Source organism: Polaromonas sp. (assembly GCF_030682935.1).
Lineage (GTDB): Bacteria > Pseudomonadota > Gammaproteobacteria > Burkholderiales > Burkholderiaceae_C > Polaromonas.
Genome location: NZ_JAUXNA010000285.1, coordinates 1 through 10491 on the forward strand (window position 1 = coordinate 1; position 10491 = coordinate 10491).

Below are 10491 nucleotides of genomic sequence, written 5' to 3' on the forward strand. Positions count from 1 at the left end.
CAGGCTGTCGGCCGCGGCCTTGTCGTCGAGTTGGCAGACCAGCGCGTAGCTTGAATCAGTCGGCACGGCGATGATGCCGCCGCGCTGCAGCAGGGCCACGGCCTGCTTGAGCAGGCGTGCCGGAGGATTCTCGGGATGAACTTCAAAAAACTGGGCCATGTGGTACGCCTTGCAGGTATCAGGATTCGGGCGGCTGAAGCGTGACCCGGCTCTCGCGTACCGCGAGCCAGGCGCCTGCCGCACCGCACACCGCAATCATGCCCATGCCCAGCATGGACAGGTGATCGGGAACATGTGAAAACGCCAACCATCCGCCCAGCATGGCAAAGCCAATCTGCGCATAGAGAAAAGGCGTGAGGGTGGACACCGGCGCGCGGGCATAGGCCAGAATCATCATGAAATGCCCCACCGTGCCCATGAGCCCCATCAGGAACAGGCTGGCCCACAGCGTCCAGGAATCGAGCGAGGTCCAGACAAAGGGCAGGGCCAGTGAAGCGATCAGCGTGCCCACCCAGCCGGTGTAAAACTGCATGGTGAAGGGGTCTTCGGTTCTGGCAAGCCGACTGGTCAAAATCTGGAACCAGGCATGCGAGACCACCAGGCCCAAGGGCAGCAGCATGGTCCAGTCAAATCGTTCGCCGCCCGGTCGAATGATGACCAGGGTGCCCGCAAAGCCGCCAATCACCAGGGCCCAGCGCAGCACCGAAACCTGCTCGCCCAAGGTGATCGACGCCAGCAGCGTGATCAGCAGCGGCGTGATCATGACGATGGCTGTGAATTCGCCCACCGGCATGTACTTGAGGCTGAAAAACGCCAGCAGGCTGGTGGTCAGCAGCAGCACGCCGCGCAGGCACTGGAACTTGGGGTGCGCCGTTTGCAGCAGCGCCCAGCCGCGTTTTGGCAGCACCGCCACCGTGGTTGCGATGGCCTGAAACGCGTAGCGAAACCACAGCGCCATCAGCACCGGCACGCTCAGCGAGATAAATTTGGTGGTGGTGTCCAGCACCGCAAAGCAGGCCACGGCGGCCACCAGCAAGGCAATGCCTGCCAGCTTTCGGTTGGCGGCTGGGTGCGTAGCGGCTTTGGCGGCGCTGCCCATCACTGGATGCGGTCTGCCAGCAGTTCCCAGACCGGGGTCAACTCACCGGTTAGAAACGGCAGGGCGCCCAGGTCGGTGTGGCTTTCGTCAGGGCTGTGGAAGTCGCTTCCGCGCGAGGCGGCCAGTCCAAATTCCCTGGCGGTTTCGGCGTACTTCACGTATTCCTGCCTGGTATGGCTGCCCGTCACAACTTCTACGCCCCGGCCGCCATGCGCCCTGAATTCGGTAAACAGCGCGTACTCTTCATTGGGCGTGAAGTTGTAGCGGCCCGGGTGGGCAATGACCGCGATGCCGTGCGCCTGGGTGATCCAGGTCACGGCGTTTTGCAGTGTGGCCCAGCGGTGCGGTACATAGCCGGGCTTGCCTTCGGTCAGGTATTTGCGAAAGACTTCAGAGGTTTCGCGGCAGACGCCGGACTCCACCAGAAAGCGGGCAAAGTGCGTGCGCGAAATCAGTTCGGGGTTACCGACAAACTTCAGCGCACCCTCAAAAGCGCCCGTGATGCCGGCTTTGGCCAGCGAATCGGACATTTCCATGGCCCGCTGCTCGCGGCCGCCGCGGGTGTTGCGCAAGCCTTGCAGCAATCCGGCATTGTCAGGGTCAAACCCCAAGCCCACAATGTGCACGGTCTCGTTGGCAAAGGTGACGGAAATTTCGGTGCCGGTGAGGTATTTCAGGCCTTGCGCCCTGGCCGCCGCTGCCGCGCGGTGCTGGCCGCCAATCTCGTCGTGGTCGGTCAGCGCCCACAGTTCGACGCCATTGGTTTGGGCCCGCTCTGCCAGCACTTCGGGCGTCAGCGTGCCGTCGGATACCACAGAGTGGCAATGCAGATCGGCGTTGAGGATGTTTGAAGTAAGCACCCATGGATTTTAGGCTTTCTGGCCCCGCAGCGCTCTGGCGCCTGTCAAGCCCGTCGATGCGGGCAAGGGCCTCGCCGTCCGGGCGCGTTTGAAGGTGGCTTCAGCGGAAACCGAAATAAGACAGGATGGCGCCGATGATGACCACAAGGCCGACGATGTAAATGATGGTGTTCATGAGTTCCTCTGGGGCGTGAAGTCGGACGCACCGAAGGGCGCGTCTCGTGCAGCCTGATCATGGCCGCCCGGTCAGCCTGCGGCTGTAGGCAGCGCCGCCCAGGCGCCGTCGGACAAATGCGCTAGCGCGCACGCTGCGCGGGAACCTGGCGAGTGCCTACAGCTCCGCGCCTTCCACCAAAAACCGCACCCGTTTGACGCCCTGCCACTCATCGGCATCGAGCCGGAACGCCAGTGTCACCCGCGCGGGCAGCGACTCGGTGTGGCCAAACCAGATGGCGTCCACCGGCTGGCCCTGGTGCTTGAGCTTGAGCGACAGGTGTTTTTCGCCCACCAGCCGCTGCGACACCACCTCGACTTCTTCGCTGAAGGTGGGCGCGGCAAAACCCTGGCCCCAGACTTCCTTGTGCAGCGTATCGACCAGGTCGGCGCGCCGGTATTCGGGGGCCAGCGGGCCGTCGGTGTCGAGCCGGCGCGTCAGCGTGGCGGCGTCCAGCCACTCGCGGGCGACTTGCTGAAGTGCGTAAGTTAGCGCTCGGCAGCGTGTCGCGTCTTTCCCATTTCATAGCGTATCCAGTCGAGGAAAACTAGGCGTCTCGGATCGGAATCAAAGGGGACTGGAGAAAGCAAGACGTACTCTGATCCGTCTGGAATGAAGCCAAACGGCGCCACCAACCGGCCATCACTAATGTCCGCCTCCACCATGTAAATGGACCCAACAGCGACACCCAGACCAGCCCCGGCGGCTTGCAAGCTGAGATAAAAATGTTCGAATTGCTCGTTACCCTGCGATTCAATAGTGAGTCCTGAATGTTCCCGCCATAAATTCCACGCGTTGGGCCGACTTTTCGAATGCAGTAGTCGCTGCTTGCCCAACACAAAATGGTTGTTTGTGCCTTGCTGATTAAGAGGCAATGAAGCCGAACACACTGGACCAACCATCTCAGGCGCTACAGATTGAACATAACAATCAGCGTCTGGGCTGAAGTCATTTCTGCGCAATGCAACATCGACCCTGTCCCGGGCAAAGTCAATTTTTCCGCCAGCAGTCAGGAGGTGGATTTGATACGCCGGAAATCTGGCGCGGAAATCAGGCAATCTTGGAACCAGCCACCGGATGGCAATGGTGGGCTCACACGACAGTACCAACGGCAATGCGTCTGAAGGTGTTTTTATCTTGGCGATTGCTTGCCGAAGCGTGTCCATGGCTTTTACGCAAGCCTCGAAGAGCACTTCGCCTTTGGCAGTCAGGAAGACTGCTCGATTGCGGCGATCAAACAAGTCAAACCCCAGCACAGCCTCAAGCTGTTTGATCTGACGACTGACTGCTCCGTGGGTGACGAAAAGTTCCTGGGCTGCCCTGACAAAGCTCAGGTGTCGAGCGGCCGCCTCAAACACCCTCATTGTATTCAGCGGGGGTAGTCGATCAATGATCTGTGAATTTTTCTCACTCATGGCGTCAATAATAAATCGATTTTCTTTTTTCCTCTGGATCGAAATAATCAGCGAAGTTACAGGCGGAAATCAACCAAAGGAAAAAATATCATGCCAAAAATTTCTGGAAATGTTGTGGAAAGCTTACGCGAATATGTCACAGAAGAGAGCCAGGAAAGCGAAGTGGAGCGTGCCTGCAAACGATTGGCTCAGAAAGATTTCAGTTTTTTCCCCGAAACACGCACACGCGCACTTCTGGAAAGCGTTCATCCCGATGCTTTGAAAGACTTTGACGCATTTCAAGATAGCTGGGCTGATCTCGGCCTTGACCCTTATATGGCTGATGGGGGTAAATATCGAAGACGCCGACATGCCACTCTGAGTGCACTGCCCTCAAGCCGAAACTTTCATGTGCAGCCGCATCAACCGCACTTTCAAAGCCTCACTTACAACGACCTTAACGGCGGTATCCCGCGGCACCATGGCCCCATCCGTCCTGAAATTCTGGGTGGGTCCACCATGCGCGCGCTCATCACGCTGGGCTGCGAGATGTTTGGACGGCTGTCTCCCTACTCGCCCTGGCATATCGAGGTCCATCAATTCCGCATTGAAAGTAGTGACGGTGTCCCTGGCAAGCCGACGCCAGAAGGGGTGCATCAGGACGGCGTTAACTACGTCCTCATGGCGATGGTCAAGCGATGCAACCTGATTAACGGAAGCACTGTCATTTACAACCGCGAGAAAACGCGTGTTGATGAGTTCACCCTGCAGAACCCGCTGGACATGGCGGTCGTTAACGACGAACGCCTGTTTCATAGCGTGACGCCAATTGTCCAGCTCGATGTGGCGCAGCCAGCCATTCGGGATGTGCTTGTGGTCACTTTCAGAAAAAAGAGCTGACTTATTCTGCGTCGCCGCCTGAGCGAGCTTGCGCTCTGCCAGGCTGCGGTAGCAAATAAGCAAGTATTTTGATTATTCAGGATAGCTCGGCCTCAACTGGCTCAGCGGTCCAATCCAGCCTTGTAGGAGACCTGACTATGGTTGAACTTTTCGCCGTGGCAATCATTACCACGCTCGCAGTTATCAGCCCAGGCGCCGATTTTGCGCTGGTAACGCGCAATAGTCTTGTGCATGGGCGTTTTGCGGGGTTGATTGCATCGCTGGGAATTGCTGCTGGCGTGCAGTTGCATGTGCTTTACACGATGTTGGGGGTCGGTCTAATTCTGAAAGAATCTCCGCAACTGTTCGCCATGGTGAAGCTGGTTGGCGCAATTTACCTGGTGTATCTTGGCTACACAACCTTCATGTCTCGAACCAGCAGCAGCCCCAGTTCCGTGACGGATTCCGGAATCAGCCCGCTTCAGGCATTCCGGACGGGCTTTTTTACCAACGCGCTGAACCCCAAGACCACACTGTTTGTCGTGAGCGTGTACACCCAGGTTGTACAGCCCACAACGCCTTTTGCCGTTCAGGTTGGGTACGGCCTTTTTATGTCTGTGGCGCATTGGCTCTGGTTCAGTCTGGTATCGCTGTTCTTTTCTGAAGATCGACTCCGCACGCTGGTACTGGCGCATCAAGTTCTCCTCAATCGTGTGATTGGGGTGGTGCTCGGATTTTTGGGATTATCCCTGGCGATCTCTCATCCTTAAAACCTATCGAAAAGACTCAAATGAACGTCGCCTGCATTGATCTTGAGGGGGTGCTGATCCCTGAACTGTGGCCACACATTGCCAGCGTCACTGGCGTGCAAGAACTGGCCATCACCACCCGCGAGGAGCCGAATTACCCCCGACTGGTGGAGCGGCGCTTGGGTCTCCTCAAACAAAAAAATATGCGTCTGCGCGACGTCCAGGCTACCCTGGCTGACATGACGCCGTTGCCAGGCGCTCTGGATTTTTTGACGGCGCTCAAATCTCGATGGCGGCTACTGTTGGTGTCTGATGCGTTTGATGAAATGGTTCGACCACTGTGGCTAAAACTGGGATCCCCTGAATTGCGGTGCCACCGCCTTGTCTGTGATGCGGCTGGCTACATCCAGCGAGCCCACTACACGAGGCAGCTTGGCAAGCACGAGGTCATCAACGATTTGGCAGCAAACGGCTGCAGGACTATGGCGGTGGGTGACGCGTTTAACGACCTCACGATGCTGCGTCACGCCGATATCGGATTTCTTTTCCGTCCTTCACCTCAAACACTGGAATCATCCCAGGACTTACGCGTTGTTCAGCAATACGAGGAAATTCTGGATGCGCTTTCAAATTTCGAGTTGGAGGCCTCACCAACGCTGCGAATGGAACACGTCAATCACCCCGCGCGACCACTGAGCGCTTTCAGTCGTCGAATTTCGGATTGAACTCTGCTTTGATCATCCGGTGACGGGTTATTTTAAAAACTATAAAAGTAATAGCTGCTCGCGCAGGTGCTGACTGCGCTGGTGGCCTTAAACGCTTATATTTCCGCGCCTTCCACCAAAAACCGCACCCGCTTGACGCCCTGCCACTCATCGGCATCGAGCCGGAACGCCAGGGTCACGCGCGCGGGCAGCGACTCGGTGTGGCCAAACCAGATGGCGTCCACGGGCTGGCCCTGGTGCTTGAGCTTGAGCGACAGGTGTTTTTCGCCGACCAGCCGCTGCGACACCACCTCGACTTCTTCGCTAAACGTGGGCGCGGCAAAGCCCTGGCCCCAAACCTCCTTGTGCAGCGTATCGACCAGGTCGGCACGCCGGTATTCGGGAGCCAGCGGGCCGTCGGTGTCGAGCCGGCGCGTCAGCGTGGCGGCGTCCAGCCATTCGCGGGCGACTTGCTGCAGCGCCTGCTCGAACGCCTCAAAGTGCTCCTCGGCAATGGTGCAGCCGGCGGCCATGGCGTGGCCGCCAAAACGCAGCAACACCCCGGGGCAGCGTTTGGCCACCAGGTCCAGCGCGTCGCGCAGGTGAAAACCGGGGATCGAGCGGCCCGAACCCTTTAGCTCATGTTCTTTGCCCGGCGCCTGGCTGGCGGCAAACACAAAGGTCGGGCGGTGCAGCTTGTCCTTGATGCGCGAGGCCACGATGCCGACCACGCCTTCGTGGAATTCCGGGCCAAAAATCGCGATGGCGGGCGGGGCTTCCTCGTCTTCGTCAATCATGGCGTCGGCCGCCAGCTGGGCCTGCTCGCGCATGCCGGCTTCAATGTCGCGGCGCTCGCGGTTGATGCCGTCCAGCATGCTGGCCAGCGCGTCGGCCCGCACCGGGTCGTCGGTCAGCAGGCATTCAATGCCCAGCGTCATGTCGGCCAGGCGGCCTGCCGCGTTGATGCGCGGGCCGAGTGCAAAGCCGAAGTCAAACGTGGTGGCCACCGGTGCCTTGCGGCCTGCCGCCGTGAACAGGCTGGCAATGCCCGCAGGCAGGGCGCCGGCCCGGATGCGTTTGAGGCCCTGGGCCACCAGGCGGCGGTTGTTGGCGTCCAGCCTGACGACGTCGGCCACGGTGCCCAGTGCCACCAGCGGCAGCAGCGCGTCCAGCTTGGGCTGGGGAATGGCCCCCACGCTGGCCACTTCGTGTGCTGCGCTGCCCCCCGAGGGGGCTGCCCCGCCTTGGGGCGGCCCGGCGGCGGGGTCGTCAAACACGCCCCGCGCGCGCAGCTCGGCGCGCAGCGCCAGCAGCACATAAAACATCACGCCGACGCCGGCGATGGACTTGCTCTCAAAACCGCAGTCGGGCTGGTTGGGGTTGACGATCACGTCGGCGTCGGGCAACACCACCGCGCCGTCGATCAGCGCGGGCAGGTGGTGGTCGGTCACCAGCACCTGCAGGCCCAGCGCCTTGGCGCGGGCCACGCCGTCGAGGCTGGCAATGCCGTTGTCCACGGTCACCAGCAGGTCGGCACCGCTGGCTTTGACGCGCTCGGCAATCGGCGCGGTCAGGCCGTAGCCGTCAATCACCCGGTCGGGCACGAGGTAGCTGACATGCCTGGCGCCCAGCAGACGCAAGCCGCGCAGCGCCACGGCGCAGGCGGTGGCGCCGTCGCAGTCGTAGTCGGCGACCACGCAGATTTTGCGGTCCGCGGCGATGGCGTCAGCCAGCAGCCGGGCGGCCTCCGGGTTGCCTTTTAACGAGCCGGGCGGCAGCAGTTTGGCCAGCCCGTCGTCGAGTTCGTCCATCGAGTGAACGCCCCGCGCCGCGTAAAGCTGCGCCAGCAAGGGGTGAACGCCGCCCTGCTGCAGGGCCCAGACGCTGCGCGGCGGCACGTCGCGTACCTGTATTTTCATGATGTTTTATTGACTATGGTTTTTATAGCGGCTGCAGCACGTCCAGCAAGCGCAAAGGGGCGAAGAGGCTTGAAATCCGGGTGCGCAGGCTGGGCCGGCTGGTTTGAAAGGTCTGGGCGCTGCGCTCGCCGCAGAGCGTCAGCCGCACGGTTTCGCCCGCTTGCTGGCTCGCCAGCAGCCGGGCCACTTCGCCCGCATCCAGCGCCGCCCAAGCCTGTGCGTAGGCGGTCCAGTCGTCGGCAAAAACCGCTTCGGCCAGGCTGCGCGGCACGCTGATGTTGCCTGGCGTGGCGGGCACGGTTGCGTGGGGCAGGGCGCCGGTTCCGCTGATCCAGATCGAGTTGACCGGCAACTGCCGCCGCGCCGCCCGCTTGTCGTTCAGCGGGTGGGTATAAAGCAGCATCTGCATTTCGTTTTGCAGCCGGGTCAAAACTTTCACCCCCACGCTTTTCACTTCGTGTAATGCGCTGCCCCCCGAGGGGGCTGAACTTGCTTGGGGCGGCCCGGCGCTGCGTTCGGCCTGCCGGGTACCGGGCAGCCACGCATCCACATTGCGGCCCAGCACCCGGTCCAGCGACGCCGTGGGCAGGGTGCGAAATAGCGCGCCTTCGGCCAGCCAGCGCCCCGGCGCCGCGTAGTGCAGCGTGATGCCATCGGTTTCAAAATAAGGTTGCATCGCCGCCAGCAGGGTGCGGGATTCTTCCTCGGTCAGGGCCAGCGCGGCGGGGTCGCTCAGCGTGGCGTGCTCGCGGCCCATGGCCCAGTGGCAGGGCGTGATCCAGGCCCAGCCCTGCGTGCCGCCCTGCTGCAACTGGTCGGCGGCCTGCCGGGCAGCCCAGGGGATCAGGCCATCCGGGGTTTCAACGGTGGTCAAGCCCTGCGCCCGGGCCAGCGCCCGTTCGTGGGGCGGCGACAGCGAATGCGCACTGGCTTCATCGGTGTGCAGCGGCTTCATGCCCCGCAGCAGCTGGGCAAGGCGCTGTGTGCTGGCGGGCGGCAGCGCCTGCAGGGCGGGCAGCCAGCTTTCGGCGCTGCAGGCTGCAAACGGAATCAAGAGGTGCTGCGACGCGGGGGAAGAGAGGGAAGCGATGATGGCTGACATCGCCCTATTGTCCGGGATGCCACAATCCTTGCTATGCAAATCCCCTATGAGCTGATTTTGGGCTGGCGCTACACGCGCGCTGGCCGCGCCACCCGGCGCAATGGCTTTATCTCCTTTATTTCAGGCGTGTCCATGCTGGGCATCGCGCTGGGCGTGGCCGCGCTGATCATTGTGCTGAGCGTGATGAACGGCTTCCAGAAGGAAGTGCGCGACCGCATGCTGGGCGTGATCTCGCACATCGAGGTGTTCGCCCCGCAAGGCGCAGCGCTGGCCGATCCGCAAAAAACCCTGGCCGAGATTCGGGCCAACCCCCATGTCGTGGGCGCGGCCACCTTTATTTCGGCGCAGGCCCTGCTGGCGCGCGGCGAAGACATGAAGGGCGCCATCGTGCGCGGCATTGACCCGGCGTTGGAAGGCCAGGTCACCGACCTGGCGGTGCAACTGCAGGACACCGCCTTTCCCAAGCTGGTCAGCGGCGAGTTTGGCGTGGTGCTGGGCGGTGAACTGGCGCGCGCCATGGGCGTGCGAGAAGGCGACGCGGTGACCTTGATTGCGCCCAGCGGCCAGGTCACGCCAGCGGGCGTGGTGCCGCGCCTCAAGCAAATGACGGTGGTGGGCACCTTTGATTCCGGTCATTTTGAATACGATTCGGCGCTGGTCATGCTGCACCAGGACGACGCCGCCAAAATTTTCAGGCTCGAAGGGCCGACCGGCATCCGCGTCAAACTCAAAGACCTGCACCAGGCGCGGGAAGTGGCGCTGGAACTGTCCAAGACCCTGAGCGGCGACCTCCTGATTCGCGACTGGACGCGGCAAAACAAGAACTGGTTTGCCGCCGTGGAGCTTGAAAAACGCATGATGTTCATCATCCTGACGCTGATCGTGGCGGTGGCCGCCTTCAACCTGGTCAGCACGCTGGTGATGACGGTGACCGACAAGCGCGCCGACATTGCCATCTTGCGCACGCTGGGCGCCAGCCCCCGCAGCATCATGGGCATTTTCATGGTGCAGGGCGCCATGGTCGGCGTGATTGGCACGCTGTCGGGCTTGCTGCTGGGGCTGGGCATCGCCTTCAATATTGATGTGATCGTGCCGGGGCTGGAGCAGCTGTTCAATGCCAGCTTTTTGCCCAAGGAAATCTACCTGATCAGCCGCATGCCCAGCGAGCCGCAGTACGCCGACATCATGCCGATTGCCGTGATCTCGCTGGTGCTGTCCTTTCTGGCAACCATCTATCCGAGCTGGCGCGCCAGCCGCGTGAATCCGGCGGAGGCCCTGCGCTATGAATAATAAAGCCCCCACGCTCCCCACTTCGTGTGGTTCGCTGCCCCCCGAGGGGGCTGTTCCGCCTGCGGGCGGCCTGTCGGCGGAACGTGCTCCCACGCCCAGCGCCGGTGAAGTGGTGCTGCGCGCCAGCGCCCTGACCAAACGCTTCACGGAGGGCCGGCTTGACGTGACCGTGCTGCAGGGCGTGGACCTGCAGGTGCACCGAGGCGAAACGCTGGCCATCGTCGGCGCCTCGGGCTCGGGCAAAAGCACCCTGCTGCACCTCATGGGCGGGCTGGATGCGC

Annotated in this window: 11 protein-coding genes and 1 pseudogene; 5 read left to right on the forward strand and 7 right to left on the reverse strand. The window is 61.6% G+C overall.

Features of this window, described 5'->3' with window-relative positions:
- From Q8K05_RS13070 to Q8K05_RS13090, 5 genes and pseudogenes are all read right to left on the reverse strand, one after another.
- On the reverse strand, window positions 1-159 hold a 159-nt coding region (locus Q8K05_RS13070; RefSeq protein WP_305247049.1), incomplete at its 3' end, for a Sua5/YciO/YrdC/YwlC family protein.
- 19 nt (window positions 160-178) lie between these two features.
- Window positions 179-1099, reverse strand: a complete 921-nt coding sequence (locus Q8K05_RS13075; RefSeq protein WP_305247039.1) for a DMT family transporter — start codon at window positions 1097-1099, stop codon at window positions 179-181.
- The gene (locus Q8K05_RS13080; RefSeq protein ID WP_305247040.1) at window positions 1099-1959 is read right to left on the reverse strand and encodes a 3',5'-nucleoside bisphosphate phosphatase; all 861 of its coding nucleotides are present in this window, start codon (window positions 1957-1959) and stop codon (window positions 1099-1101) included. Before Q8K05_RS13080 ends, Q8K05_RS13075 begins: the two co-directional genes overlap by 1 nt.
- 331 nt (window positions 1960-2290) lie before the next feature.
- Window positions 2291-2656: pseudogene (locus Q8K05_RS13085) on the reverse strand (single-stranded-DNA-specific exonuclease RecJ); the annotation flags it as partial.
- A 5-nt stretch (window positions 2657-2661) separates the two neighbouring features.
- Complete coding sequence (locus tag Q8K05_RS13090; RefSeq protein ID WP_305247041.1) at window positions 2662-3588, reverse strand: LysR substrate-binding domain-containing protein; 927 nt, start codon at window positions 3586-3588, stop codon at window positions 2662-2664.
- A 90-nt stretch (window positions 3589-3678) separates the two neighbouring features.
- On the opposite strand from Q8K05_RS13090, the gene Q8K05_RS13095 reads away from it, so the two are divergent.
- The 3 genes from Q8K05_RS13095 (at window position 3679) to thrH (ending at window position 5920) form a co-directional block, all read left to right on the forward strand.
- Entirely contained in the window at window positions 3679-4467 is a 789-nt protein-coding gene (locus tag Q8K05_RS13095) for a 2OG-Fe dioxygenase family protein (protein ID WP_305247042.1), read from the forward strand.
- Between the two features lie 137 nt (window positions 4468-4604).
- Entirely contained in the window at window positions 4605-5216 is a 612-nt protein-coding gene (locus Q8K05_RS13100; protein WP_305247043.1) for a LysE family translocator, read from the forward strand.
- Between the two features lie 20 nt (window positions 5217-5236).
- Complete coding sequence (thrH, locus tag Q8K05_RS13105) at window positions 5237-5920, forward strand: bifunctional phosphoserine phosphatase/homoserine phosphotransferase ThrH (protein WP_305247044.1); 684 nt, start codon at window positions 5237-5239, stop codon at window positions 5918-5920.
- Window positions 5921-6015: 95 nt separating this feature from the next.
- Here the strand turns inward: thrH and recJ are convergent, their stop codons facing one another.
- On the reverse strand, window positions 6016-7818 hold the full coding sequence (gene recJ, locus Q8K05_RS13110) for a single-stranded-DNA-specific exonuclease RecJ (protein ID WP_305247045.1): 1803 nt from the start codon (window positions 7816-7818) through the stop codon (window positions 6016-6018).
- A gap of 22 nt (window positions 7819-7840) precedes the next feature.
- Window positions 7841-8920, reverse strand: a complete 1080-nt coding sequence (locus Q8K05_RS13115; protein WP_305247046.1) for a hypothetical protein — start codon at window positions 8918-8920, stop codon at window positions 7841-7843.
- Window positions 8921-8953: 33 nt separating this feature from the next.
- Between Q8K05_RS13115 and Q8K05_RS13120 the strand changes: the two genes are divergently transcribed.
- Both Q8K05_RS13120 and Q8K05_RS13125 read left to right on the forward strand, forming a co-directional pair.
- Window positions 8954-10210: a lipoprotein-releasing ABC transporter permease subunit gene (locus Q8K05_RS13120; protein WP_305247047.1), complete on the forward strand. Its 1257-nt coding sequence runs from the start codon at window positions 8954-8956 to the stop codon at window positions 10208-10210.
- Window positions 10203-10491 (forward strand): ATP-binding cassette domain-containing protein (locus Q8K05_RS13125; protein ID WP_305247048.1); only part of this gene is annotated, 289 nt, incomplete at its 3' end. The genes Q8K05_RS13120 and Q8K05_RS13125, both read left to right, overlap by 8 nt.